This is a genomic window from Labrenzia sp. C1B70 (assembly GCF_000475395.1).
GTDB classification, from domain to species: Bacteria; Pseudomonadota; Alphaproteobacteria; order Rhizobiales; family Stappiaceae; genus Roseibium; species Roseibium algicola.
Genome location: NZ_AXCE01000062.1, coordinates 673799 through 698671, shown reverse-complemented (window position 1 = coordinate 698671; position 24873 = coordinate 673799). Strand labels below are relative to the sequence as shown.

Genomic DNA, 24873 nt, shown 5'->3' with positions numbered 1-24873 from the left:
GCGTCAGAAGGGCACGCGCCCGGCGAAGTTCAAGGCCGTAAGTTGCCCTTTGGGTGCTGCCTGATCATCGCGTTCTTCGTCTGGCGTTTGTTGCAGTTGAATGCACTTCGCCTCGCCTGGAGCCAGATGGAACCAGTTATCCTCCGCCTCAAATCCGGGAATGGCAACGACTGTCGATTGCAGGAAGCGTTTGGCACGGATCATTAGCGACCAACTGCCGGCCTCGTCCTGTTCCACACTCACCTCGGGCGCATCGAAATGGCGATGCAGTGCTCGGCCGAGAGGGAAATGATGCGCCTCGGAAATGAGTTTTCCGGTTTGCGTATCGAACAGACGTACGACGGTTACATCATGCGAGGGCGGGCCGAAACGATAGGCGTAGGTGACGTCGAAGAAGGCTCCGATCAGGTCCACTGCATTGAGCGTCTGCGCACTGTTCGGCGCCAACAACAGCTCCTTGTCTCCTGAAACCACCGGCACCTGGCCATCCCTCAGGCAGGCAATGCTGATCCTGACCGGCTTTTCCTCTGCCCTCTCGTTAAGGACGTGAATGGCAAGGCCGTTCGTGCCTTCGTCGGTGACACAGGCAATTACCGGCCTGAATGCGCGCTTGAGGGCATACCACGCGGGTTTGGGCCGTCCGGCTGCATCAACAAGTCCCCACCCGGCACCAATCGCGAGGTCGGCAAGGGTCCAGACCAGTGCGCCCTGGCAATTGGACCCGGGCCGTCGCCATTCGGAAAAGGTCTCGGACATGACCTCACCGGTGACCGCCCGTCCGAGGTCGAGATATCTGTCCGGATCGCCGTAGCGAAGCGCGGCCGGATCGACATCATAGAGCAGCTTCAGATAGTGATCGCGCACATCCTCGAAGTCCCAGCCGGCGCCGCGGTCCCGCGGTACCCGTGCCTTCCAGCGTGGATCATGCCCCGGTTTCACCGGCAATCCTTCTTCCAGGCTTTGCTGGACGGGAATGTTGGAAAACGCGAGGCACTCACCTGCAAAGCGGACGTCAGCCCGTCTTGCGTCTTCCAGAGGCCGCAGATACGCCCCGACGCCGTAATAGTGGGCGATGCCTTCGTTGGGGGAGAACGGCAGGACCCCGCCGCATGGCGAATTTGCTGCATAGGGCACATCCGGCCGCAGCTCTGTGGCAATAGCCGGCAAGATCTCCTCGCACAGCGGCCCCTTCCAGCGATCCTCGGAAAGCCCCATCATGGCGCCCTGCTGGTAGATCTCGCTTCCACCGCACAGAACGGCAAGTGAAGGGCTGCCCATGCTTTCATCCAGCTGATCGCGCAGTTCCGCTTCGACCTCCGCGACGAAGGCGGCATCCTTCACGGGGTAATCGTAGTTGGCGAACTGAAAGTCCTGCCAGACCAGCAGACCCAATTCGTCACATAGCTCAAGGAAGGCGCGGCTCTCGTAAAGCATCGTCCCACCGATGCGCAGCATGTTCATGCCTGCGTCCCGGGCTTTTTCCAACAGAGTGCGATAGGCTTCGCGGCTAGACGAGAGGTTCAGGAGATCCGCATTGGTCCAGACGGCGCCCCGGCAGAAGACCGGCGCACCGTTGATCTTCAGGCCGAAGCCTCGTCCATCGGCACCGTGGTCCACCTCGATCCGGCGAAAGCCTGTCTTGCCCAGTGAAAGAGTATTGTCAGCGGCCTGAACGGTTACGTCGTAAAGAGCAGGCTCGCCGTGTGTGTGTGGCATCCAGGGCTTGGCGCCCTCAGGACGGACGGTCGCCGCATAGCAACCGTCGTCCTGAAGGCTCATCTTCGCCGATGCTCCCGCGCAAGTCAGCACCGGAACGGCATCCGTATTTTCGAGCCTGACCGTAACTGACAGCGCGGCTGTGCCATCCGGAGCCAGATCCGCAAGAATATGCTTTTCAACAATACGCGGTGTCGTCTGGGGTTCGAGCCAGATCGGGCGGTATGGGCCAACCGCATGGATTTCCGGGCACCAACCAGGCATGTGACCGAGAAGCGTCGTCCGCACGAGCCTCAGCCCCTGGCTGGTTGCCAACTGAGGCTTCCACCGGGCGCGCGGCCCCTTTGCGTTCAAGTGCGGCTCTAGCGCGCGAAAGCAGATTTTCAGAACGTTGCGATCGGCCAGTTCCACGGGAACATTGTATTTGCGGAACATGTTCCGGCTGGACAGCACCTCAAAGTCGTTCAGGTAAACCTCGGCAATGGTCGCCAAGCCGTCCAGATGCAAGCGATATCGGCCCGGCAGGGCGTCGAACCAGGCTTCATACCAGACGTCTTTGCCATGAAGTGGAACGGGATTTTCCGGGTCGTAAAGTCCTGCATCCGTCAGTGCACCGGCGACGGTTCCCGGAACGTGTGCCGGAACGAAATCCCACTGGTGCCCCGTCGAAAGCAGTGTTTCAAAGGCACCGGGCTCTGTCATTGACAGCGCCCAGGTCACTTCAGCCAGGTCGATCATTCAAGCCCCGGCAGCGCTGACTACGGGGGTAAAACGTGCGTCCTGATCACCGTAGTGGGTGTCGAGAAGTTGCATCAGGTTGTCCCAGGCGTTGACCGCCGGCAGCAAACCTTCGTCCAGCCCCTGAAACTTCTTGCGCATGACGGCGCGCGCCAATTTGAACTGCACCATCTTGCAGGTGGAGGAAATGGTCTTGGCCATTTGCGCACCCTCGGTCAGATCGTCCCTGCCTTCCGCAACCAGCCATTCGAGATAGGACGAAAACAGTTCGAAATTCGCACCGAGCTGGCGCAGCGTGTTGAAGGCATACAAATGGAAGAAGCCGAACTCGCGTTCGCAGATCTTTTCCACCTGTGCCGGGAACACCTGTGCAAAGGCAGCAATCGGGTTCTGCTTTGGGCGGCGCTTCAGGTGATGGCGCAGAAGACCTTCCGAAACGTTCAGGATGTGAGCCGGCGTAGGCAGTGTGTCCGGAACCTTCACGAATTCCGTGTATGGCAGGAACGGCGTCGGCTTTTCATGTGCGCCGCGCTGAAACACCCCGTCGAAATCGTCACCTTCCAGCCGGTGCAGGCCCAGACCATGGAAATATTCCATGGTCCTGGCTTCAAAATCCATCCAGTTGACTGCGATCGTGGTCTTGCCGTGGGCCTCGTGATAACCGACGCCGTGTGTGTCCGGCAGGAAATAGCTGTCGACTTCGACCAGTGACAAGCGGCCGCGTTCGATCTGTTGCCGGACGTGGGCTTCCACCCGGTCGTAGATCGCAAGTTCCGTGACCTTGAGGCCATAAAGCGCTTCCAGATCCTCCAGCGGCACCTTGAAGAAGGTGAACTGGTCCCCTTCAAAATCCTGAGTAACTGAGTAGGACAGACAAGCCTCCGCCGGCAGACCAAGCGACGGCAATACCTCGATCCAGACATCAAGATAGCAATTGGTTTCGGGCCAGTCCCGGTCCTGGGAATGGAGCGGGCTACGCACGTAGGTCGCCGCATTGAAGCGGTCAAACACGGCTTGCGTCATGTTGCGTCCCCTCATCCCCAAAGCGTGGCACGGACGCCTTCAGGCCATTTGGACGTGTCGAAACCATGATGGCGGAAGAGCGCCAGCGCCAGTCGTTCCAGACCGAAGCCGACACAGGCGGTGTGGGCAGGCGTTCCATCAGCCTGACGGATGTTCCAGGCCTTGCCGAAATTGTCCATGTGGTAATTGAAGCTCATGCAGGCCGTCGGTTTTTCTTCCGACGTGATCGGCACAAGCATTTCGAACTTCAATTCCTGCTCACGCTGGCCGGACGCCATGATCTTGCCGGCTCGGCCGAAGAAGGGATCGTTGGCGACATCGACGTTATGCGGGAGCTGCAGCCGCTCCATCATGTCCGAGCCGCGCTGTTTCCAGGTCTCGCGGAAATCCATGGTCTGTTCGGCAGAACCGACGCGCACGTATTCACGCTGGCGGAACATCTGCATCCGAGCCGGATCCTTGGAAGGCTCGTGGCGGAAACAATAGGACTGCAACGCTACGTAGGCTCCCTCTGCCGGCAATGCGCCACGGCGCGAGAGGATCGGATAAAGCGGATAGCAGGCAGCAGGTGTCAAAGCCACCTGGGTCGGTTTCTGATCCTTGGACCAGTCGTCGCCAGCCGCCATGCATTGCAACAGCCCCATGTGGTCATGGTCGTTGCCGCAAAAGGCATGCACTGTTCCTGCCAACTGCGGGAAGTTCTTCATGTAACCGCTGGTTTCGAAATCCTGCATGGTCATTCCCGGGGGGAACACCATTGCTTCGGAGATCTCGTCCTGACCGTATGTGAGGGCAAATTTTTCGAAACGGGCAATAACGTCTTCAAATTCGCCGCTGCGGGCATAGAGGCCGTCGACGCCGCTGTCATGCAGGACGCCTTTGGCAAAGAGCTGATCCAGAAAAGAGACTTGCGCGTCCATCATTACCCCAAAAGACTGGTGTCTTGTTTGTTGACCAGGAGCATCGTGGACGTGTTGCCCAGAATACGGTCGTTGGAAATCATCAGCTGCGCCGAATGGGCGTCACGCAGGTGGCGTCCGAGGCTGAACGGCGTACCGTTCTTGTAGCCTGCGATCCCGCAGATCAGCATGCAGTGGTTGATGATTGTCAGGATCGTCTGTGACGTGCCGATCTTCACGTTGTTCATGGCAACGGAGAAGCTCATGGCATTGAGCGCATCGCTGTCGCCCTTGCAGCCTTCGAACTGTTTCAGGCCGGCAACGACGTTGGCCTTGACCAGCTGCAGCAGGCTTGACGCCTCCGCCAGACGCAGTGCTCCCGGAGGAACCTGGCCGGGAGCCTTGCGCGCAGCGTTCTTCACGAATGCCTGCCCACGGGCAACCGCATCAGCAGCGATGCCATACCAGAGCGCGCCCCAAAGAAGATGGGAAACAGCCAGCATGGATTGGGCCGCAATCTCCGCAAACGGGCGCGGCAGGATCTGGTCAGCCGGAGCTTCCGCCTTGAAAATATAGCCGTCGGAGCAGGTTCCACGCATGCCGAGCGTATCCCATTTGCTGGTCTGCTCAAGCGTGTACTGATCCTTCAGGAAAATGGTCGCAACCTGGTCGGAATGAGCCGCGTCGACGTGCCGGCGGGAGGTCACCATGATGGCGTCCGCATTGGCGCCGTAGGAAATCACGGTCGCATCCTTGGTCAGGCGCACGGTGTCGCCCTCGACCTCGACCGCACAGATCGAATTGCGCAAGTTGCCGCCGATACCCGCCTCACTGGTTGCTGAGGCGATCAGAAGCTGCTCATCGCAGATCCGCTTCTGGAAACCTTCGTGCCAGGCACTGCCTACGGCGTAATCCGCCAGGCTGGCAATCTGGATCTGGTGCATGGCATAAGTCATCGCGGTGGCCGCGCAGGCTTGTCCAAGAATTGCGCAAACATCAGCAATCTCGGTCAGCGTTGCACCTTCCCCGCCGAATTCCGGACGGATCATGACACCCATCAGGCGTTCCGCTTTCAGGGCGTTCATGCCTTCAACAGGAAAGCGGCCTTCCACATCAACCTTGTCGGCAAACTCGGAAGCGACCTTGGCGGCCCGCTTGGCGCGATCTGCCAACCCCATGGCAGTGATCTTGGCTGCGGCGGTCATGGATCACGCAGCCTGCTCTTTCAGGATTTCGGTAAGAGCTGCGTCGATCGCATCAATGGAGGAGAAAGACTTGCGGTTCAGCAAATGCTCCGGAAATTCGATATCGAACTCTTCCTCGAGCGCCAGCATCACCTGGACGGATGCAAACGAAGACAGACCGGCATCGTAGAGGTCAGCACCGTCCGCGACGTCGTCGATAGAAACCGGCAGATTGCCGTGTTTTGCCAGCAGGGTCCGAATGGTCTGTTTCATTTTAGTCCTTACCATTTTCTAACGGTTACACTTCAACCGGTCCTTGGGTTCCGAGACGTCATTTAGGCCAAAAAACGATAAACTGTAATTAAAGGGCATGGTAAAAAATTACAAAACAGGAACTATTAAAGTTTGTTAAGTTAACACTTCCTCAATCATAAAAAATCTTTCAAGACACTCAACATTACCGCAGAGTATTCGTTCCAAAAACTTAAATCATTCTACCGAGAACACCGTCCTTGCGCACAAGACCGTGATAAAGCGCGGCGGCAATATGCAGCACCACGGCGGCAGTGAAGAGCAGCCCGAGCACAAGATGAATCTGAAAAAGCTGGTCTGCCAACGCACGGTCCTTGGCGACAATCGCCGGCATGGTGAACAGGCCGAAGACCGAGATTGCCGCGCCGTAGGCGGAAGTAGCCACCCACCCGATGAAGGGATTGACCAGCAAAAACCCGTACAGAAAGGCATGGGTAGCCTTGGCGGCAAATTGCTGCCAGAGCGGCATGCCTTCCGGCAAGGGGGCGGGTTTGTGGGTCAGCCGAAAACCGAGACGTACCAGGGTCAATATCATCAACACGATGCCGACCGAGCGATGGTAATCAAACAGCTGGTTCTGCAAGGGGCCGCTGTCGATCCGGATCATGACAAGGCCGGCAGGCACCATTGTCAGCACCAGAATGGCGGTCAGCCAATGGATCAGCCGGGCAATCGGGCTATAGCGTTCATCACTTGCGCCCATATCGCACCTCTCCTCTCCTGCCTGCACACAGTTTAGGCAGACCACCCGGTTTCAACAAGTCCCGGGAGGAAGCCGGATACCCGTGTCTTACGGCAAGGCAGTGAAATCGACGTGACCGACGCTGAGAGTGAGTTGACCGGAAGTGATGTGTTCCTGCCGCTGCGACCACCATTGCGCCAGTTCCGTCTCGTCCAGCGCGACTTCCCTGCCGACGTTGCACCAGCCCCCGAGAAGCTCTTTCAGGAAATCCGCTGACGAACTGTCTGCCTGCCAGTCAGACCGGCCCTGCACCACCTTGTAGCCTCGATCCCGAAACAGTTCGATGGCACGCATGGCAGCGGCCGGACCGAGGGCCGGACCGAACCCCTTGTCAGACAGCTGATGCGTGTTGTGGGCGGCCAACAACGCGGCATCAAAGGGAAGTTGCGGGGTGAAAAGCGCGCGGCCATCGTAGGTAAGGCTTGCCAGAAACGGTTTTCGCGCCTTCACGACCTGATCGACCAGCCGGACAAGAAACGGCTCTGCGACCAAGTCCAGAAAAGCGGATGTAGTCACCGCGTCAACCTCGGCAAACGGCAGCTCCTCCAGATCGCTCGCAAGGTCGATCTGCCGCGTTGTTACCCTGTCCTGCCAGCGCTGCCCGGCAACTTCCAACAGAGCCGGATCGTAGTCGGTCAAAAGCCATTCGATCGAAGTGCTTCGATGCCGAGCAAGAGCCGAGACAGTCGAGCCTGCTCCACTTGCGAGATCCATTATGCGCATCGGCTGACTGCCGAGAGCCGCAAAGAATGCAGCTTCAACGTCCTCATTGCGAGCCGCCAAATCGACCGGTTCGCGCAAGGCAAGCCATTCTGGTGAAAAACCACTCATCGGCCAGTATCCTGCAACAGGTCTGCAAACTTCCGTGCCGCATCCGTCCAGTCCGGCAAGAGTTCAGCGGCCTTTCTGGCTTCAGTGCTCAATCCCGCACGTTTCTCGCGGTCGGAGATGAGTGTTTCGAGCGCGTCACGCAAAGCATCGACATCCTCGACGCCGCAGTAGATGGCAGCTTTCTCCGGAAGTGTTTCCTTCACCGCGCCGCCACCGCTACCGATTACCGGCAAACCGTGGGCAAGCGCTTCGGTATAAGCCATGCCGTAGCCCTCATACCGGCTTGCGAGCACGAATACCTCTGCCGAGCGATAAAAGTCGCCAAGGTCTTGCGCCGGAACAGCCCCGTGAAAGGTAATCCTGTCGAGAAGTTCCAGCTCACGCGCCTGACCTAAGAGCGCCTGGTAACATTCAGGATCCGCCTCAAAACCGCCGACGATATCCAGATGCCAGCGCAACTCCTTGAGGCTTGCAAGGGCGGTCAGCAAGAGATCGTAGCCCTTGCGTGGCAGCAAGGTGCCGACCGACAACAGCCTCGTGACGTCGTTCTGTGGTCGTTCATACGGCTCAGGCTTTTCCGTGCCGGGCAGAACGGCGGTGATGCGGTCCGAAGATATGCCGAAAAGCTCTTCAACCTGGGTGCCTGTTGCAGGACTGGTCACGATGACATGACGGGCAAAAGCCAGCACTTTGTTTTCGCTCTGGAAAAGAGCTTCAGCCTGTTCCTTCGACAAACCGTTTTCGACACAGAGCGGGTGGTGCACAAGCGCAATGAGAGTGATCCGGTCCTGCAGTCTTTCCATGGCTCCCGCCATTACACCAAGTGCGAGACCGTCGACGACAACAAGCGACCCTTCCGGCACCGACGACAGCCGGGCTTCGGCTTGCCGAAGCGTTTCTTCGGTGGGAAACGGAAAGCCGTCCCCAAGCGAAACCAGATCAACCTCCCAGCCAAGCGTGCGCAGACCGGCGACGATCCTGCGATCGTAACCGTAACCGCCGGTCGGTGTGTTGAAATCTCCCGGATAGGCAAAGACAAGCGCGGGCATGGGCGGTCAGATCCCGGCTTCGTACCAGGCGCGCGCGACGTGGGATTCTGAGATTGTCACGCGGATCGCCTTCAGTTCAGATCCCGGACGTCCGAGCTTGTCCGCTCTGGCAGCCTTGGCCAGATGATCATGGATATGCTTTGTCAGAAACTCGGTCGTGGTGTTGATGCCCGCAAATTCCGGCACCTCGTCGAGGTTCTTGTAATTCAGAGGCTGCAGGACCTCCTTCAACGCTTCATGCGCCCGGCCGATGTCGATCACCACGCCATTGGCGTCAAGGCTGTCGGCCAGAAACGCGGCATCGATAACAAACGTGGCGCCGTGCAATGCCTGGGCCGGACCGAACAGTTCTCCCTTGAAGGAGTGGGCAATCATGACGTGATCGCGTACTTCAACTGCAAACATCTTATCATCCTGAAATCATGAGGAAAATTGAGAGCTTTTCAAACGACGGCTTGGTTGGTTCCGTCATATACGACGAGGGCGGCAAGCACATCTGACGCCTTGTTCAACAAATCGGGAAGACGATCCGGTAGATCGGCAAACGCCACCTTGTGGGTGATGAGACGGTCGAGGGCAGGATCGGCCAGGAGGCCAAGAGCCGTTTCCAGCCTGCGGCGGTAAGTCCAGCGGGCCTGCCGATCGATCGGGATCGTTCCAACCTGACTGGAAACAAGCTTCAGGCGGCGGCAGTGAAAGTCTGCTCCCAGCGGAGCCGTGACCGCATGCGCGCCGTACCAGCTCAGCTCGACGATGGACGTACCGTCGCCGGCACAGGCAAGCGCCGTCGCCAGTCCCGCCGACGTGGCACTTGTGTGAAACACCAGATCCTGGTTAGCCGGCGCATCTTCCGGCAGTGCAAATTCCAGACCCAGCCCGATGGCAACTTCCGCTCGGTCAGGGTTTGTATCCACGACAGTTACTTTTGATCCGGGTAACCGCCCGGCAACGTATGCGGTCAAGAGACCGACGACACCACCGCCGACCACGCAGATGTGATCCCCCGGTGATGGTTTTCCGTCCCATAACGCATTAAGTGCCGTTTCCATGTTGGCCGCCAGGACGGCTCTTTCGGCGGAAACGCCCTGGGGAACCGGCACGCACGACATGGAGGGGAGCGTAAAGACGCTTTGATGAGGGAAGAGAGAAAACACAAGACAGCCGTTGAGATCCGGGTCTCCTGCAATGACCCTGCCGACGTTTGCGTATCCGTATTTAACCGGAAACGGGAAATCTCCCTCTTGATGCGGCGCCCGCATGCGCTGCCATTCACTCGACGGAACGTCGCCGCGAAAGACAAGGCCTTCCGTTCCCCGGCTTATCCCGCTAAAGAGCGTTTCGACCAGCACTTCGCCGGTTTGCATCTCATTCAAGGAAACAGTCTCCAGTCCGCATCGACCGGGCTCGGTGTACCACAGCGCCTGCGGTTTACCTGTGTCGCGCGTCACCGGTACGTCTGCGGTCATCCTTTATCCTCTGCGGTCATCAACCCTTGCCTTTGTCAACGTTAGGACATTTTGACATGCGCACTATTGCGATGATCGCTCCGATTGGAAGTCAAAAAAATGTTTCGGGTCTTTGACATGCCAAAATTCAATGGATCAATTGCTCCTATGACCGCACGGCGTTTGACGTTCGCGGCCCTTATCGGGCTCAGTTTTGCCGGCCTTGCCACCTTGATGACGCTGACGCTTTCTCCTGGTGGATATACGGCGCTCGACCTTTTCATTCTTGTCTGCTTCATGATCACCCTGCCCTGGACCATCATAGGTTTCTGGAATGCGGTGATCGGCCTCCTCATCATGCGGCTTTCCAGAAACCCTGCTGATGCAGTCTGCCCGATCGAGCACGGCGACCCCACACAGCCGCTGCGAAGCTCGACAGCGCTGCTGTCCTGTGTCCGCAACGAAGATACTGAAAGCCTGGAAACCAATCTGAACGCCATCGTGTCTCACTTGATACGCGCAGGCGAAGCAGACCGGTTCACCCTTTATGTTCTCAGCGACACCAATATGGACGACGTTGCCCTTCAGGAGCAGCAGATGACGTCCCGGCTGAAAGATCGCTTCGAAGGCCAGATGGAGGTGGTCTATCGGCGGCGCACGGACAATCGCGGTTTCAAGGCCGGCAACATCGAAGACTTCTGCGAACGCTGGGGGGATCGGCACGAGTTTGCACTGGTGCTGGATGCCGACAGCTACATGTCGGCCGACGCCATTGTCGGACTGGTGCGGCGCATGGAAGCCAATCCCCGGCTCGGCATTCTGCAAAGTCTTGTTGTTGGCCTTCCGACAGACAGCGCCTTTGCCCGCGTCTTCCAGTTCGGCATGCGGCTTGGCATGCGTTCCTACACCATCGGCAGTGCCTGGTGGCAGGGTGACTGCGGCCCCTACTGGGGACACAACGCCATCTTGCGGATCAAACCGTTCAAGGAAAGCTGCCGTCTGCCGGAACTGCCCGGGAAGGGCCCGCTTTCGGGAACCATTCTTTCCCATGATCAGGTGGAAGCCGTCCTGATGCGCCGCGCCGGCTACGAAGTGCGCGTACTGCCGCTCGAAACGGGCAGCTATGAAGCCAATCCGCCTCATCTGCTGGAGTTTATCCGCCGTGACCTGCGCTGGTGCCAGGGCAACCTGCAATACCGCCGGCTGATCGGGCTTCCTGGCCTCAAACCCGTTAGCCGGATGCAGCTGGTGCTGGCTATCCTGATGTTCCTCGGCTCTCCTGCGTGGCTGGGCTTCATGACTTCGGCCGCCATCCTCGGCATGGTCACCGACTACATGCCATATCGCCCTGACACTGGCGCCCTGCTCTTCTTCACCGTCCTGACGATGGTGTTCGCGCCGAAACTGGCAACCGTCGCCGACGTGCTCGCCCGTCCGGACCTTCGCAAGGCCTTCGGCGGGCCGATACGTGTCGTCGTGAGCGTTCTTGCGGAAATCGTCTATTCGGCAATGCTGGCACCGATCATGGCCGTGGCGCACTCACTGTTCATGGGTGGGCTCCTGTTCGGCAAAACCATCGGCTGGGGCGCGCAGGCACGTGGTGTTCAACGACTGCCGGTCTTGCTGGCGGTTCGCAAGCTCTGGCCGCAGACGCTCTTCGGACTTGCGGGTCTTGCCTGGCTTTCCACCCAGCCTATCGATCTGGTGTGGCCGATCATTCCCGTGGCCATCGGGCCGCTTCTGGCAGCTGCCATCGCGGTGACAACCTCTACCAGAACACTTGGCCAGATCGCGATCCGTTCGACCCTGTGGCGTATTCCCGAAGAGACCAATCCACCTGCAGAGCTCGCAGACCTTCATCTGCCGGCGCTTACCAAAGGTGCGGTCGCCGTCCAGCAGCAAGGGCTCGTTCAGGGCGATGCCAATCCGGCGAAGGCCTGAAACGGATCAGGCTTGCGCACTGGGACCTGCCAAGTCCATTGAGGGCTGGGTGACACCAGGTGAACCGTCCATAGCCTCCTTGCTGGCGCAAGGTGGCGCATACGAACCAAAAGACCGGCCTCGCAGCCGGTCTTTTTGCGTCAGAGACTTTGAAACGGATTAAGCCGCGTTGGAAGAAGCCAACGGCTGGGTCAGAAGATCGTAGATCTCTTGCGCATCATGGGACGCGCGAATGCCCTGGGTGACAGCGCCGTCGCGGAGCTGGCGTGCAATACGGGCCAGAGCCTTCAAATGGTCGGCACCAGCGCCTTCCGGCGCCAAAAGCAGAAACACCAGGTCAACCGGCTCATCATCGAGAGCATCGAAATCGACTGGTTTTTCCAGCTTCGCGAACAGTCCTACCAGACGGTCGAGCCGTGTCAGCTTGCCATGCGGGATCGCAATGCCGTGACCGACACCTGTAGAGCCCAAACGTTCGCGCTGAAGAAGCGTGTCGAAGATTTCCCGTTCGGAAAGACCGGTCAGTTCAGACGCCTTACCGGCGAGTTCCTGAATTGCCTGTTTTTTGCTTTTGGCCTTGAGCCCGGCAATTACCGCGTCTTTACCCAGAAGATCACCAAGATCCATTAGTCCGCCTACAAGTTTCAGAAGCCGGCTTCCCTGAGGAAGCCGACCCCATCCGCATCCTTATTCGGCAGCCTGATTGGCTACCAATGCTGGATCTATCCAGCCAATATTGCCGTCTGGCCTGCGATAGACAACATTGACACCGCCATTTGCCGCGTTTTTGAACAACACGACCGGCGCTTCGGTCAGATCCAGCTCCATTACCGCCATACCGACGGTCATCGTTTTAACTTTCGCGGAAGTTTCGGCAATCACCAGCGGATTGAAATCCACCGGCACTTCCTCGTCTTCCTCGGGCGAAGCCAGCACATAAGATGCTGCTTCCAGAGCCTCCCGGTCGTGGCCGTTGGGGCCATGATGGTCCTTCAGCTTGCGCTTGTAGCGGCGAAGCCGCTTTTCGATCTTTTCCGCAGCCATATCGAAACTGGCGCGCGGGTCCTGATCCTGCGCGGACACTTGAAGTACAATACCGGTGTCCAAATGCAGGCTGCATTCAGACTTGAAGCCTGTGCCCTCCCTGCTGAGCGTAACGTGGCCTGTGAAGCCGCCTGTGAAATATTTTTCCAGAGCGTCTTCGATTCGGTCTGTGACGTGGACGCGCAGTGCATCGCCTACATCGACATTCTTACCCGAAATCCGCAAAGCCATGGGGACCTCTTCTTTTTCTATTGACCGATAGGTCACCGGCGTTGCCGCCGGTGTTGAAACGCGAGACGTTTCAAGCTTACAGAATGGACCAGTCAGCGCCGAAGCGCCATCCCCTGTTTACGTCACGAGGGCGGTGCTATAATTGCGCTCGCTCAAAGAGTCAATTGATTATGAATTAAAGAAACAAAGTTGAAAAAGAGCCGTGTAATTGCCTTGTATTGTTTCAGTGGAAATCTCTGAAACATTTTAAATATTGCACCATTGAGCCCTAACGGCAGATCACATCAGGACTTAAAGTCGCACGTTTTTTTCACGCCGGCGCTGAACGGACGAACCGATCTTCATGGCTTCGCGGTATTTGGCGACGGTCCTGCGGGCAATATCGACACCGTCGTCCTTCAGAATTTTGACAATCGTATCGTCCGAAAGGATCGACTTCGGATCCTCGGCATCGATCATCTGCTTGATCCGGTGCCGGACCGACTCCGCCGAATGGGCATCGCCGCCCACCGTTGCGGAGATGGCGGAAGAGAAGAAGTACTTGAGCTCGTAGATGCCGCGCGGGGTCGCCATGAACTTGTTCGAGGTCACCCGGCTGACTGTCGATTCGTGCATGCCGATCGCTTCCGCGACGGTCTTCAGGTTGAGCGGACGCAAATGGGCGATGCCGTAGGTGAGAAACCCGTCCTGCTGCCGGACAATCTCCGTCGATACCTTGAGGATCGTACGGGCGCGCTGATCGAGGCTCTTGGCCAGCCAGTTGGCCGTCTGCAACGAGTCGGTGAGATATTCCTTCTCCGTCTCGTTTCGGGCCGTCTTGATGACCTTGGCATAATAGGTCTGATTGACGAGCACTTTCGGCAGGGTGTCCGAATTCAACTCGATCGCCCAGGTGCCGTCGTTGGCCGGGCGCACGAAAACATCCGGCACTACCGGCTGAACCAGCGCCGATCCGAAGAGACTGCCGGGCTTGGGATCGAGTGCGCGGATTTCCGCAATCATCTCGACCAGATCCTCATCATCGACCCCGCAAACCTTGCGAAGCCCCGGCAGATCACGTCTGGCCAGCAGTTCAATATTGTCGATCAGCGCTTCCATCGCCGGATCGTAGCGGTTCTTGTCAATAAGCTGCAACTTCAGGCATTCGGCCAGGTTACGCGCAAACACGCCTGCGGGCTCAAAGGTTTGCAAGATGGCCAGAACGCTTTCCAGCCGTTCGGTTTCGACCCCGAGCTGCTCCGCCGTCTCATCGAAATCCAGGTAAAGGTAGCCGTTTTCATCAAGCGAGTTGATCAGGTGGGTCGCGATCAGCTTGTCGGCTTCATCGCCGATCGCCAGATGCATCTGTTCTTCAAGAGACGTGACCAGGGAGGCTTCGTCGGCAACGAAGGCCTCCAGATTGTAATCTTCAGAAGCACCACTGCTGCCGGCGTTCTTGTAACTGTCACCGGCCTTCAGAAGAGCCGGGTCCGGCGATGCAGGCACGCCGGGCTCGTCGGGAAAGACGTTGCCCAGGTCGGTATCCATGCGTGAGGCAATGGCCTCCGACCCGGTTTCCAGATCGTTCTGCATCCAGTCGCCGGTATCGGGCTCGTCGCCCTGACGGGTCTGATTGTCCGCGCCATCGCCAAATGCGTCTGCAGCGGCGTCCCTGCCGCCATCCCCCTCGCCTCCGCCTTCGGCGATGTCGTTCTTTTCCAGAAGCGGATTTCGTTCCAACTCGGCTTCGACATAGGCAACGAGATCGAGATTGGACATTTGCAACAGCTTGATCGCCTGCATCAGTTGCGGCGTCATGATCAGCGACTGACTTTGTCGCATCTCCAGCTTGGTTGAAATGGCCATTGAGTTCCCAGGCAAGCGTTATTTCAAGTTGGTCTGCTTTTTGCTTCTTGATTGCAGACCGAGTGTATAACGTAGCTGGCGGCGTGTCATCAAAGCGTAAACTGTTCACCCAGATAAAGCCGGCGCACATCCGGATTGGTGACAATTTCCTGGGGGAGCCCTTCTGTCAGAACCTCGCCCGAAGCGATGATGTAGGCGCGGTCGATGAGGCCAAGCGTCTCGCGAACATTGTGGTCCGTTATCAGAACGCCAATGCCACGCTGAGTCAGGTGACGCACGAGCTGCTGAATATCCCCTACCGCGATGGGGTCGATACCTGCGAAAGGTTCATCGAGCAGCATGAAGGACGGACGGCTTGCAAGTGCGCGGGCAATTTCGACGCGGCGGCGTTCACCACCGGAAAGGGCGATACTCGGCGATTTCCGCAAGTGGGTGAGGCCGAATTCAGCCAGCAGCTCGTCGAGCTCCTCCCGGCGTTTCTGCCGGTTCGGCTCGATCACTTCCAGAACGGCGCGGATATTCTCTTCCACCGTCAGGCCACGGAAGATGGACGCTTCCTGGGGCAGGTAGCCGATGCCGAGCCGGGCGCGCCGGTACATGGGCATACGGGTGATGTCGAAGCCTTCCAGCGAGATCTTGCCCTGATCCGGCCGGATCAGCCCGGTGATCATGTAGAAGGTCGTGGTCTTGCCGGCACCGTTCGGCCCCAAAAGGCCGACGGCTTCGCCAGGCTTCACGGACAGGCTCACATACTTCACCACCTGGCGGCGGCCATAGGTCTTGCCGATGCCATCGACGACCAGCGCCTGCGACAGTTCTTCGCCATCGTGGCCCGTTTCCGGCATGCTTCCCTGCAATCCGTTATACTCCGAAGACGTTCTCTTCACTGGCGCGCCGTCCATCCGATCATTGCCGCGGCTTCACATAAGGTCTGAGGCCGACACTGTCGAGTCGAACCAGCCGTCAATATCAGTTGCCGTTTTGGTCGTTGTTCACACTGTTGGGCTGAATGCGCACCTTGACGCGGCCGCTGCCCTGGCCGGACACCTTGCCATTGCCGGCGCTCAGATTGGCCTGGCCGGTCTTCAGATTGACGGTCAGCCTGTTCCCGACGACAACATTCGGTCCCTGGCTGAGCACGACTTCCTTGCCGGTCATCACCATGACTTCCTTGTTCATGTCGAAGCTGGCTTCGTCGCCCTTCGCGGTCTGGTCCTTGGAGGTGATGAACACGCCTCCCGCCGCTTCCAGCTTCGAAATCTTCTGCTGGACGGCGCTTTCTTCCGTCTTCTCAGCACCTGAGCCGACGTAGAACACCTTGAGCCGCTGCGTCTTGAGGCTGGTTTCGCCCTGCGTGACCAGCACATCGCCAACGAAGGTTGCGGTGTTGTTGTTGTCTTCGACCCTCAGTTCACTCGCCTCGATCTCGATAGGCTCACCATCGTTCGACCCGAAGCCGGCGAAGGCATCGGAGAAGGTCTGGGCATGGGCCGAACCGGCAAGAAGGGCTGCGGCGGCGGCAATCGTCATGCGTTTCAGAAAAGTCATCTCTTACTGTCCTTGCGAAGCAGGATTGAGGGTCATCTTGATACCGTCGGAAAACCTGACGATTCCCTTGGCTTTATCATAGTCGAGTTTGCCCGCCACGACACGGCCCTGATCGGAACGAATGGACACGACCTGCGAGGTCTTCAGAGCCCCGTTGCTGAGGTCGATTTCCACTTCGGACAGGTCGACCGTGTAGCCTTCACTCCATTCAAGCTGAATGCCTTCATAGAGCCGCAAGCTCTCCGTCGCGTTGTTGTAGGTACCTTTCAGCGCCACAATCTGCGCGCTCTGGTCCTTGCTGAGCGTGATGTCGGCCCGAATGGTCTCAAGATCGATGACGCGCGGGTCACTGAGGCGCTGGATCGCCCTGTAGGCGGTTACCCGGTAGGAGCGATCACCATCATGACCCGACAGTTCGGGATGATCCATCACCAGCCCCTCGCTGGTCAGCATCATGTTGGTGGCACCAAGCCCGCTGAGCACGTTGAACAAGACCACAAGCCCGACCATGACTGCCAGAATCAACAGCCCGACGCCAGGAAACAGCCAGCGCATGATGCGCACCATCAGGCTGTGCCGGCGCGCGGCTCGTTGGGCGCGGGTCAATGGTCGCCTGGCCGCATGTCCGTGCATATGATCGCCAACAGCGCTCAATCCATTCTCCGAAATCGTGTGCCCGATCTCCTGGCACCTAAGCCATTACGAGTGGGCGAAAATATCGTTTTCTTCCCAGCCCTTCAGATCGAGTTCCGCCCGCGTCGGCAGGAAATCGAAACAGGCCCGGGCAATATGACTACGTTCTTCACGCTCCAGCATCATTTCCAGCCGTTCCTTCAAGGCGTGCAGATGAAGCACGTCCGAAGCCGCGTAGGCCAGCTGAGCGTCGCTCAAGGTTTCAGCAGCCCAATCCGAGCTCTGCTGCTGCTTGGACAATTCAACCCCGAGAAGTTCGCGCGTGATATCCTTCAGTCCGTGGCGATCCGTATAGGTCCGAACCAGTTTGGAGGCGATTTTCGTGCACCAGATCGGCGAGACCTGGATGTTCAGATAGTGCTGAAGCACCGCAACATCAAACCGGGCGAAGTGGAATATTTTCGGTTTGGCCGTATCGGTCATCAGCGCAGCGAGGTTTGGCGCCTCGCTCTGGCCGCGTGCGATCTGGACCACATCGGCGCTGCCATCGCCCGGTGAAAGCTGCACAACACAGAGCCGGTCACGATGCGGGTTGAGGCCCAGGGTCTCGGAATCGACCGCCACCGCACTTGCCGTTTCATAGGCTTTCAGATCGGGCAAATCGCCCTTGTGATAGCGGATGGTCATGACGTTTCGTCTCCTCTGGCCTGTCCCGAGCACAATTTCTGTCGGTGCTCCTGCCATACTGATCCAGCAGGCCACCTGTTTCTTATCTTCAATGACCGCACCTGCATTTATGCCAAGACACATGAACACAGGTTGAACGACCGCAAATGTTATTGCCTGCCGACTGCCCGCAACAGGCAAACGACAGGCCGCTTTTTCGAATAAGTTTTCCGTCAGGTAAAACATGCGGCGGGATGAGGCAAGTCGGTTGACCGCAGAACCATGCCGATACGTGAAGAGAATGCTATTTCTTGATACGAATTGCCTGGTGGCAGCTCATTGCAATCCCAGTCCCAAGTCGTAATCAATGCACCAGGCACTCGGCCACCGGCCATCCCTCTTCCATGACCGGTTCGGAAAGACGGCGCGACAGCCGAGGCCAACAAACACCCCTCCGGTTCAAAGCTCGCGCCCCGCCCCTCGAGTTCAGTTGATCCCGTTTGCCCGTTGAAGCGCGCGTACATAGGCAACGATCTTTTGTACATCCTCCTGGCTGACGCCATCCACGGGCGGCATATCGCCAAATGGCCAGTGGTGCGCGCGCACGCCACGGGAGACTGCAAGCAGAAATGCCCCGTCGGCGTGATGGCCAGGCTCGTAAATCTTGTGTACCAGCGGAGGCGCGATGCCATCGCGCCCGGCAGCGTTGTCGCCATGACAACTCGCGCAGTTTTCGCGAAAAAGAGTTTCGCCAGCCAGGGCGTCTCCTTCCAGGGCCGGGACTTGCACCGACACCAGCGCGGCTCCACTGGCGGCAGGCGGTTGTTCCTTTCCGGACACGAGCCCCCAGAACAGAATGCCCAGCACAATAACGGACAAGATCGCTGAAACTGTCAGAAAGATCCTCTTCATCAAGCCTGCCTGCCATCTTCATCCAGCTGATCGTGGTCATGCTGGCCGGACAGATCATCGATGATCGGGCAGTTGGGCCGATCGTCACCATGGCAGGCGGTCACCAGCTCTGACAGAACCTTCTTGAGTGAGCGCAGCTCCTCGATCTTGCGATCCACTTCCTTGATCTTCGCCCGGGTGATCGCCTTGACGTCGGCACTTGCCCGGTTGCGGTCTTCGTAGAGAGACAGAAGTTCACGGCACTCGTCGATGGAAAACCCAAGGCTGCGCGACCTTTGAAGGAACTTCAGCCGCTGGAGATCCGCGTCGATAAAATCGCGGTATCCGTTCTCGCTGCGCAGAGGACGGACGAGGCCGATATCCTCGTAGTAGCGGATCGTCTTGACCGGCAGTCCGCTCTGTTCGGAGGCTTCACCGATATTCATTTTTCTTTTCCTTAAAGCTTCAGCGTGCGCAGACGCAGCGCGTTGCTGATAACCGAAACCGAAGACAGGCTCATGGCGGCGGCGGCCAGCATCGGCGACAGCAGTATGCCGAAGACCGGATAGAGCACACCGGCCGCCACAGGCACACCGACCGCATTATAGACGAAGGCGAAGAAGAGGTTTTGCCGGATGTTGCGAACCGTCTCGCGGGCAAGCTTCCGGGCACGCAGGATGCCTTCCAGGTCGCCCTTGAGCAGCGTCAGACCGGCGCTTTCCACCGCGACATCGGCTCCCGTGCCCATGGCAAGACCGACATCGGCAGCAGCCAATGCGGGCGCATCGTTGACACCGTCACCAGCCATGGCAACCGTTGCCCCCCTGGACTTCAGGTCTTCAATGAGCTTTTTCTTGCCTTCCGGCAACACACCGGCGTGAACCTCGTCAATCCCCAGCAGTTTGGCTACGGCGTCTGCCGTGCGGGGCGCATCGCCCGTCGCCATGACGATCCTGATACCGTCGTCATGCAGGGCGCTGATGGCTGCCCTGGCATTTGCCTTGACCGGATCCGCAACGGCGATGAGCCCAAGAAGCTGGGCTGCCTCACCAGCCTCCTGCACCAGATACATCACCGTCTTGCCCAGCTCAGCCAGTTCTTCGGCACGATCGCCAAGATCGGACAAATCGGCGCCACTTTCGCTGGCAAAAGCGGCGTTGCCAAAAAGAACGACTGCATCACCGACCCGTGCACGCACGCCTTTCCCCGTGACGGCTTCGAAGTTTTCTGCCCTGGGCAGATCCAGATCCTGGCTTTTGACTGCCCCGAGGATCGCTTCGGCAAGCGGGTGTTCCGAGCCTTTTTCAAGCGCGCCGGCCAGCCGCAGAAGTTCCATTTTGCTTTTGCCGGCGGCCGGAACGATCTCATCGACAACCGGTTTGCCTTCGGTAAGAGTTCCCGTCTTGTCAACGACGATCGTATCCACCGCTGCTAGCCGTTCCAGACCTTCGGCGGTCTTTACCAGAACGCCGGCCTGCGCACCTCTGCCTGTTGCCGTCATGATCGACATCGGGGTGGCAAGGCCGAGTGCACACGGACACGCGATAATGAGCACCGAAACGGCTGCGACAACCGCGTGAACGAACGCAGGGCTTGGACCTAGGAACAGCCACATCACGAAAGCAAGCACCGCCACGCCGAGTACCGCAGGCACGAAGTATCCTGCAACGCGATCGGCCAGCCCCTGGATCGGGGCCCGTGAACGTTGCGCCGAGGCAACCATGTCGACGATCTTGGACAGCATGGTGTCCGCCCCGACCAGCTTCGCCTCCATGGTGAAGGACCCGGTCTTGTTGAGCGTTCCGCCGGTAACCTTGTCTCCCGGGTTCTTTTCGACCGGAACCGGTTCCCCGGTGACCAGGCTTTCGTCGACGGATGACCCACCCTCCTTGACCACACCATCGACCGGAACAGCCTCGCCTGGTCGAACGCGCAACAGATCCCCTGCAAGGATATTCTCCAGCGGTGCGTCGTACTCGTCACCCTCCGGCGTGATCCGCCGGGCTGTCTTGGGGGCAAGGTCCAGCAGGGCGCGGATCGCGTCGCCCGTGCGTTCGCGGGCGCTCAGTTCCAGCACCTGGCCGACGAAGACCAGCGCGATAATCACCACCGCCGCCTCGAAATAAACCGGCATATGGCCTTCCGGTCCCTTCAGCGCATCCGGGAACAGGAAAGGCAGGAAAGCGGCAATCATGGAATAGAGATAGGCTGCACCGACACCGATCATGATCAGTGTCCACATATTGAAATTGCGAGTGACCAGAGACGCCCAGCCCCGCTGGAAAAAAGGCAAGGCTGCCCACAGGACTACCGGCGTAGCCAACAGGACTTCAAGGTAGATCGCAACGCCTTCGCCGATCCAGTCGCGGATCGGCACGCCTACCATCGGCCCCATGGTCAGGATCAGAAGCGGGACAGCCGCCAGGGCGCTGACCCAGAGCCTGCGGGTAAAATCGACCAGCTCATGGTTGGGTTCGTCGGAAACGCCGCTCTGCGGTTCCAGTGCCATCCCGCAAATCGGGCAGGTTCCCGGACCTTCCTGGACGATTTGCGGGTGCATGGGGCAGGTATAAAGTGCGCCCTTGGCGGACTGTTCCGCCTCCATCGCCTTTTTCGTCCTGCTATTGCCGGACACATAGAAATAGGGATCAGCCTCGAACTTGTCGTGACACTTCGGACTGCAGAAGTGGAACTCCTTGCCCTTGTATTTCAGGCTCGGCTTGCCTTTTCCAAGAGTAACCGACATGCCGCAGACCGGGTCCGTGACCTTGCCTGCCTCGCCAGTCTGGTTCGGCTGGATCTCTGCATCCTGCATGATGTTCGCCCTGATGGATCTTCGATCTCCTCATCAGATAGGCCCTCCAGTTGCTGGAAGGTCAAGGCGGACAATTGCTTATTCTCCGGCCCGGTGTTTATCCCGATCCGAGATAGGCTTTCTGTACAGCCGGATCATTGAGCAGGGCAGATGCCGTATCAGCGCCTGTGATCAGGCCGTTTTCAATCAGATAACCCCTGTCCGCGATCGCCAGGCTTCGCTTGGCGTTCTGTTCGACCAGAAGGACGCCGATGCCGGTTTCCCGGATGCGCGACAGGTTCTCGAAGAGTTCGCCCGACAGGAGTGGCGACAGGCCAAGGGACGGCTCGTCCAGCATCAGGATGTCCGGGTTCGACATCATGGCGCGGCCGATGGCCACCATCTGCTGTTCGCCACCCGACATGGTTCGGGCGGTCTGGTTGCGCCGCTGTGCCAGCTTCGGAAAGAGAGCAACCACCTTTTCCAGGTTCTCCTGCCGGCTTGCTCGCGCCCGCTCCGGATAGGCGCCCAGCATCAGGTTTTCCCAGACGCTGAGATCGCCGAATATGCCTCGGCCTTCCGGCACGAAGGCTATTCCAGCCTCGACGATCCTGTCCGCTTTCATCTGGCGAAGGGATTGGCCAGCGAGTGCTGCCTCACCACTGACCGTTCCTGCACTGATCCCGGCGATGGCCCGCAACAGCGAACTCTTGCCGGCCCCGTTTGCGCCCAGAATGACGACGATCTCGCCTTTCGATGCGGTCAGGCTGACACCCTGAAGGGCTGCATGAAGACCATAGGTGACGGTGAGCCCGTTGATATCCAGCATCAGCCATCCCCCAGGTAGGCCCGGATGACTTCCGGGTCGGAAAGCACGTCTTCCGGTGTGCCTTCGGCAATCCGGGCGCCCGAGTTGATCACCAGGCACCGGTCGCATAGCGAGCGGATGGCGTCCATGACATGTTCGACAAGAATGATCGTCCGTCCCTCCTGGCGCAGGCTGGCAATCAGATCGATGCCGACCGTCAGTTCGGAAGGATTGAGACCGGCGAGCCACTCGTCCAGAAGAAGGACTTCCGGTTCACTGGCGAGCGCGCGGGCAAGTTCCAGCCGCTTCTGGTCGATGTAGGTCAGCGCGGAGACCGGCTTGCCACTTTGCCCTTCCAGACCGACCCTTGCCAGAAGCTCCGCCGCGTAGGTTTCCACCTCATTGCCCCAGCGCCTGGCGTGGCCGAAGACGCCGCCGGCGATGACGTTTTCCAGCACGGTCAGCTCCGGCAGAATGCGGACAAGCTGGAAGGTTCTGGAAACGCCAGAGCGGGCAATTTCGTGGGGCTTTTTCCTGGTCAGATCCTGCCCCTTGAGAATGATCGCCCCGGAGCTCGGCTTCAGGGCGCCGGAAATCATGTTCATGGTCGTGGACTTGCCGGATCCGTTCGGCCCGATCAGCCCCATCACCTCATGCTCAAGTACCTGGAAACTGACATTGTTGACTGCAACAAGACCGCCGAAGCGCTTGCTGAGGCTTTCCACGTGAAGGATCGGTTGTCCTTGTGTCATGACGACCTCCCTGCCAGAAGCTTGCCGAAAAGACCGGTGACACCATTCGGCAGGAAATAGACGATCAGAAGAAAAGCGAGCCCCAGAACCAGCGTGGTGGCATTGGGGAAAGAGACAGAAATCACCTCCCACAGAAGCGTGAAGGGAAGAACGCCCAGAAGCGGGCCGTAAAGTTTACGCGTGCCGCCCAGAAGAGCCATGATGACAACAACGAAACTGAGCTCCGGCGAGAACACGACATTCGGTTCGATGTAGTAATAGCGCGGTGCGACGATGGCACCGACGAGAGCGGCGACGAAGCCGGTGGTCATGAACATCAGGACCTTTGTGCGCGCGGTGTTGATGCCGACATGACGCGCCACAGCCTCGTCATTGCCGAGAATACGCAGCGCGAACCCGAGCCGCGACCGCCCCAGCCACCAGCCGAACGCGAACACGGCGGCAAGAACGGCAAGCAGCATCCAGTAGATATGCGTTTCATCCAGGTCGGTGAGCACATAGAGCCCGCGGCTGCCGAGGAAATTGTTCTGCACCCAGCTGACGAGGTTGCGGACCATTTCCGCAAGACCGAGCGTGAAGATGACGAAATAGACGCCGGACAAGCGCAGGGTTGCCCAGCCGATCACCGCGGCGAGCGCTGTCGCGACAACGGGAGCGAGTGCCGCCATGGCCCAGAAGCTCTGGTCGTAGTCGCTCATGCCGAGGCCGACCAGATAGCCACCGATGCCGAAAAAGGCGCCCGTCGACAGGGCAATGTAATGGGTCGGCCCGGAAAACAGCGACCATGAAGTGGCAAGGGCGGCATACATGAGAACGGTTACGGCGATCGACAGCCAGTAGCCGTCAGCGACAAAGGGAACGCATGCGGCGGCGGCCAGAAGCGCTGCGGCGCCGGGCATCGCAAGGGCTGAAATGTTCATGCGGGTCTCCTGCCAAACAGGCCCTGGGGCCGAAACAGGAGAACAAGCAGAAAGATCGTGTAGGCAGCAGCCAGGGTCAGCCCCGGATCGATCAGCGTCGCCACGGCGGTTTCCACCACGCCCAGGATCAGCGCAGCCACAATTGCCCCGCGAATGTCGCCGACCCCGCCCATGATCACGATGATCAGCGCCTTCATGGTGAAGATGACACCGAACGACGGATCAAGCGTGACGAAGGTTGAAATCAGCACGCCCCCCATCGCGGTGATCGTGCCGCCGATGGCAAAGGCCAGCGCGCTGATGCGTTCGACGTTGATGCCGACAAGGCCGGCTGCCATCGGACTTACGGCAACAGCCCGGACAGCCAATCCGGCGTTGGACCGGTTCAGCCACAGATAAAGCGCCAGACTGATGGCCACGGCCCCGCCGAAGGCAACCAACCGGTTGGCGGCAACCGTCGTTCCGGCAACGTCCACCGGAACGGCAAGGAAGGAATAGGCAAACAGTTCCGGATAGATCAACACCATGGTGCCCACCAGAATGAATGCCATTCCGAAGGTTGCCAGAATGGAGTCCACCTCCAGCTGGCCTTGCGTTTTCGCCCGCCGGACAAGCGGCAGAAGCAGGACGCGGTAGACCAGCCAGCTGGTTGCGAATGCCAATGGCGCCACAAGGAACACCGTGATCAGCGGACTTATGCTAGCCGCGGTAAAGGCAAGAAACGACGCCAGTGCCCCCATGACCAGAACCTCGCCATTGGCAAGGTTCATGATCCGGGCGACGCCGTATTGCAGATTGAGCCCCATGGCTATGAGCGCATAGGTTCCGCCCAGAAGCAGGCCGGAAATCAGGATGTCCATC

25 protein-coding genes are annotated in these 24873 nt (G+C 58.9%); 1 reads left to right on the top strand and 24 read right to left on the bottom strand.

The features are described from left to right. Positions 1-3: 3 nt before the first annotated feature. The 10 genes from Q666_RS64055 to Q666_RS64015 all read right to left on the bottom strand — a co-directional run bounded on the left by Q666_RS64055 (position 4) and on the right by Q666_RS64015 (position 9960). Complete coding sequence (locus Q666_RS64055; RefSeq protein WP_023001635.1) at positions 4-2454, bottom strand: glycoside hydrolase family 2 protein; 2451 nt, start codon at positions 2452-2454, stop codon at positions 4-6. Further along, complete coding sequence (locus Q666_RS64050) at positions 2455-3477, bottom strand: DUF1839 family protein (RefSeq protein ID WP_031269602.1); 1023 nt, start codon at positions 3475-3477, stop codon at positions 2455-2457. Between the two features lie 11 nt (positions 3478-3488). Beyond that, on the bottom strand, positions 3489-4397 hold the full coding sequence (locus Q666_RS64045) for an amino acid--[acyl-carrier-protein] ligase (RefSeq protein ID WP_031269603.1): 909 nt from the start codon (positions 4395-4397) through the stop codon (positions 3489-3491). Between the two features lie 2 nt (positions 4398-4399). Beyond that, complete coding sequence (locus tag Q666_RS64040) at positions 4400-5581, bottom strand: acyl-CoA dehydrogenase family protein (protein WP_023001638.1); 1182 nt, start codon at positions 5579-5581, stop codon at positions 4400-4402. Positions 5582-5584: 3 nt separating this feature from the next. Continuing rightward, positions 5585-5833: an acyl carrier protein gene (locus Q666_RS64035; RefSeq protein ID WP_006933785.1), complete on the bottom strand. Its 249-nt coding sequence runs from the start codon at positions 5831-5833 to the stop codon at positions 5585-5587. 211 nt (positions 5834-6044) lie between these two features. Continuing rightward, a complete protein-coding gene (locus Q666_RS64030; protein WP_023001639.1) occupies positions 6045-6575 on the bottom strand; it encodes a cytochrome b in 531 nt (176 codons plus the stop codon). 87 nt (positions 6576-6662) lie between these two features. After that, complete coding sequence (locus tag Q666_RS0134350) at positions 6663-7445, bottom strand: class I SAM-dependent methyltransferase (protein ID WP_023001640.1); 783 nt, start codon at positions 7443-7445, stop codon at positions 6663-6665. Continuing rightward, positions 7442-8494, bottom strand: coding sequence for a glycosyltransferase family 4 protein (locus tag Q666_RS64025; protein WP_023001641.1), 1053 nt, complete (start codon positions 8492-8494; stop codon positions 7442-7444). Before Q666_RS64025 ends, Q666_RS0134350 begins: the two co-directional genes overlap by 4 nt. A 6-nt stretch (positions 8495-8500) precedes the next feature. Further along, the gene (locus tag Q666_RS64020; RefSeq protein ID WP_023001642.1) at positions 8501-8899 is read right to left on the bottom strand and encodes a 6-carboxytetrahydropterin synthase; all 399 of its coding nucleotides are present in this window, start codon (positions 8897-8899) and stop codon (positions 8501-8503) included. Between the two features lie 38 nt (positions 8900-8937). After that, entirely contained in the window at positions 8938-9960 is a 1023-nt protein-coding gene (locus Q666_RS64015; protein WP_031269605.1) for a zinc-binding alcohol dehydrogenase, read from the bottom strand. Between the two features lie 147 nt (positions 9961-10107). Between Q666_RS64015 and mdoH the strand changes: the two genes are divergently transcribed. Then, positions 10108-11880 carry a glucans biosynthesis glucosyltransferase MdoH gene (mdoH, locus tag Q666_RS64010; RefSeq protein ID WP_023001644.1) on the top strand — a complete coding sequence of 591 codons (1773 nt, stop codon included), beginning with the start codon at positions 10108-10110 and terminating at the stop codon, positions 11878-11880. Positions 11881-12039: 159 nt separating this feature from the next. Here the strand turns inward: mdoH and ptsN are convergent, their stop codons facing one another. The 14 genes from ptsN to Q666_RS63945 all read right to left on the bottom strand — a co-directional run bounded on the left by ptsN (position 12040) and on the right by Q666_RS63945 (position 24872). Then, positions 12040-12507 carry a PTS IIA-like nitrogen regulatory protein PtsN gene (ptsN, locus tag Q666_RS64005; protein ID WP_023001645.1) on the bottom strand — a complete coding sequence of 156 codons (468 nt, stop codon included), beginning with the start codon at positions 12505-12507 and terminating at the stop codon, positions 12040-12042. Between the two features lie 60 nt (positions 12508-12567). Beyond that, positions 12568-13155, bottom strand: a complete 588-nt coding sequence (gene raiA, locus Q666_RS64000; protein WP_023001646.1) for a ribosome-associated translation inhibitor RaiA — start codon at positions 13153-13155, stop codon at positions 12568-12570. A gap of 291 nt (positions 13156-13446) precedes the next feature. Continuing rightward, complete coding sequence (rpoN, locus tag Q666_RS63995) at positions 13447-15000, bottom strand: RNA polymerase factor sigma-54 (RefSeq protein WP_023001647.1); 1554 nt, start codon at positions 14998-15000, stop codon at positions 13447-13449. 89 nt (positions 15001-15089) lie between these two features. Beyond that, the gene (lptB, locus tag Q666_RS63990; protein WP_023001648.1) at positions 15090-15845 is read right to left on the bottom strand and encodes an LPS export ABC transporter ATP-binding protein; all 756 of its coding nucleotides are present in this window, start codon (positions 15843-15845) and stop codon (positions 15090-15092) included. Positions 15846-15969: 124 nt separating this feature from the next. Then, positions 15970-16548 (bottom strand): LptA/OstA family protein, encoded by a 579-nt coding sequence (locus tag Q666_RS63985; RefSeq protein WP_023001649.1) that lies wholly within the window; start codon positions 16546-16548, stop codon positions 15970-15972. A 3-nt stretch (positions 16549-16551) separates the two neighbouring features. Then, positions 16552-17202: an LPS export ABC transporter periplasmic protein LptC gene (gene lptC / locus Q666_RS63980; protein WP_208984459.1), complete on the bottom strand. Its 651-nt coding sequence runs from the start codon at positions 17200-17202 to the stop codon at positions 16552-16554. A 45-nt stretch (positions 17203-17247) separates the two neighbouring features. After that, on the bottom strand, positions 17248-17868 hold the full coding sequence (locus Q666_RS0134345) for a ribonuclease H-like domain-containing protein (RefSeq protein WP_031269608.1): 621 nt from the start codon (positions 17866-17868) through the stop codon (positions 17248-17250). A gap of 465 nt (positions 17869-18333) precedes the next feature. Continuing rightward, a complete protein-coding gene (locus Q666_RS63975) occupies positions 18334-18759 on the bottom strand; it encodes a cytochrome c (protein WP_023001652.1) in 426 nt (141 codons plus the stop codon). After that, positions 18759-19184 (bottom strand): Cu(I)-responsive transcriptional regulator, encoded by a 426-nt coding sequence (cueR, locus tag Q666_RS63970; RefSeq protein ID WP_023001653.1) that lies wholly within the window; start codon positions 19182-19184, stop codon positions 18759-18761. Before cueR ends, Q666_RS63975 begins: the two co-directional genes overlap by 1 nt. Positions 19185-19195: 11 nt before the next feature. Further along, positions 19196-21553 (bottom strand): heavy metal translocating P-type ATPase, encoded by a 2358-nt coding sequence (locus Q666_RS63965; RefSeq protein ID WP_023001654.1) that lies wholly within the window; start codon positions 21551-21553, stop codon positions 19196-19198. A 97-nt stretch (positions 21554-21650) separates the two neighbouring features. Further along, positions 21651-22361, bottom strand: a complete 711-nt coding sequence (locus Q666_RS63960; RefSeq protein ID WP_023001655.1) for an ABC transporter ATP-binding protein — start codon at positions 22359-22361, stop codon at positions 21651-21653. Then, positions 22361-23092: an ABC transporter ATP-binding protein gene (locus Q666_RS63955; protein WP_023001656.1), complete on the bottom strand. Its 732-nt coding sequence runs from the start codon at positions 23090-23092 to the stop codon at positions 22361-22363. Before Q666_RS63955 ends, Q666_RS63960 begins: the two co-directional genes overlap by 1 nt. After that, positions 23089-24012 carry a branched-chain amino acid ABC transporter permease gene (locus tag Q666_RS63950; RefSeq protein WP_023001657.1) on the bottom strand — a complete coding sequence of 308 codons (924 nt, stop codon included), beginning with the start codon at positions 24010-24012 and terminating at the stop codon, positions 23089-23091. Before Q666_RS63950 ends, Q666_RS63955 begins: the two co-directional genes overlap by 4 nt. Next, positions 24009-24872, bottom strand: coding sequence for a branched-chain amino acid ABC transporter permease (locus Q666_RS63945; RefSeq protein ID WP_023001658.1), 864 nt, complete (start codon positions 24870-24872; stop codon positions 24009-24011). Before Q666_RS63945 ends, Q666_RS63950 begins: the two co-directional genes overlap by 4 nt. Between the last annotated feature and the right edge of the window lies 1 nt (position 24873).

What these genes read in the sequence shown, in the direction of transcription:
- Q666_RS0134350 (WP_023001640.1), bottom strand. Translation starts at nt 7,445, where the DNA reads ATGAGTGGTTTTTCACCAGAATGGCTTGCCTTGCGCGAACCGGTCGAT.
- Q666_RS63975 (WP_023001652.1), bottom strand. Translation starts at nt 18,759, where the DNA reads ATGAAGAGGATCTTTCTGACAGTTTCAGCGATCTTGTCCGTTATTGTG.
- Q666_RS64030 (WP_023001639.1), bottom strand. Translation starts at nt 6,575, where the DNA reads ATGGGCGCAAGTGATGAACGCTATAGCCCGATTGCCCGGCTGATCCAT.
- Q666_RS0134345 (WP_031269608.1), bottom strand. Translation starts at nt 17,868, where the DNA reads ATGACCATCCGCTATCACAAGGGCGATTTGCCCGATCTGAAAGCCTAT.
- Q666_RS64040 (WP_023001638.1), bottom strand. Translation starts at nt 5,581, where the DNA reads ATGACCGCCGCAGCCAAGATCACTGCCATGGGGTTGGCAGATCGCGCC.
- rpoN (WP_023001647.1), bottom strand. Translation starts at nt 15,000, where the DNA reads ATGGCCATTTCAACCAAGCTGGAGATGCGACAAAGTCAGTCGCTGATC.
- Q666_RS64020 (WP_023001642.1), bottom strand. Translation starts at nt 8,899, where the DNA reads ATGTTTGCAGTTGAAGTACGCGATCACGTCATGATTGCCCACTCCTTC.
- Q666_RS63960 (WP_023001655.1), bottom strand. Translation starts at nt 22,361, where the DNA reads ATGCTGGATATCAACGGGCTCACCGTCACCTATGGTCTTCATGCAGCC.
- Q666_RS64035 (WP_006933785.1), bottom strand. Translation starts at nt 5,833, where the DNA reads ATGAAACAGACCATTCGGACCCTGCTGGCAAAACACGGCAATCTGCCG.
- ptsN (WP_023001645.1), bottom strand. Translation starts at nt 12,507, where the DNA reads ATGGATCTTGGTGATCTTCTGGGTAAAGACGCGGTAATTGCCGGGCTC.
- Q666_RS63965 (WP_023001654.1), bottom strand. Translation starts at nt 21,553, where the DNA reads ATGCAGGATGCAGAGATCCAGCCGAACCAGACTGGCGAGGCAGGCAAG.
- Q666_RS64025 (WP_023001641.1), bottom strand. Translation starts at nt 8,494, where the DNA reads ATGCCCGCGCTTGTCTTTGCCTATCCGGGAGATTTCAACACACCGACC.
- Q666_RS63985 (WP_023001649.1), bottom strand. Translation starts at nt 16,548, where the DNA reads ATGACTTTTCTGAAACGCATGACGATTGCCGCCGCCGCAGCCCTTCTT.
- Q666_RS64045 (WP_031269603.1), bottom strand. Translation starts at nt 4,397, where the DNA reads ATGGACGCGCAAGTCTCTTTTCTGGATCAGCTCTTTGCCAAAGGCGTC.
- Q666_RS64055 (WP_023001635.1), bottom strand. Translation starts at nt 2,454, where the DNA reads ATGATCGACCTGGCTGAAGTGACCTGGGCGCTGTCAATGACAGAGCCC.
- Q666_RS64015 (WP_031269605.1), bottom strand. Translation starts at nt 9,960, where the DNA reads ATGACCGCAGACGTACCGGTGACGCGCGACACAGGTAAACCGCAGGCG.
- cueR (WP_023001653.1), bottom strand. Translation starts at nt 19,184, where the DNA reads ATGAATATCGGTGAAGCCTCCGAACAGAGCGGACTGCCGGTCAAGACG.
- Q666_RS63950 (WP_023001657.1), bottom strand. Translation starts at nt 24,012, where the DNA reads ATGAACATTTCAGCCCTTGCGATGCCCGGCGCCGCAGCGCTTCTGGCC.
- mdoH (WP_023001644.1), top strand. Translation starts at nt 10,108, where the DNA reads ATGACCGCACGGCGTTTGACGTTCGCGGCCCTTATCGGGCTCAGTTTT.
- Q666_RS63945 (WP_023001658.1), bottom strand. Translation starts at nt 24,872, where the DNA reads ATGGACATCCTGATTTCCGGCCTGCTTCTGGGCGGAACCTATGCGCTC.
- Q666_RS64050 (WP_031269602.1), bottom strand. Translation starts at nt 3,477, where the DNA reads ATGACGCAAGCCGTGTTTGACCGCTTCAATGCGGCGACCTACGTGCGT.
- lptB (WP_023001648.1), bottom strand. Translation starts at nt 15,845, where the DNA reads ATGCCGGAAACGGGCCACGATGGCGAAGAACTGTCGCAGGCGCTGGTC.
- raiA (WP_023001646.1), bottom strand. Translation starts at nt 13,155, where the DNA reads ATGGCTTTGCGGATTTCGGGTAAGAATGTCGATGTAGGCGATGCACTG.
- Q666_RS63955 (WP_023001656.1), bottom strand. Translation starts at nt 23,092, where the DNA reads ATGACACAAGGACAACCGATCCTTCACGTGGAAAGCCTCAGCAAGCGC.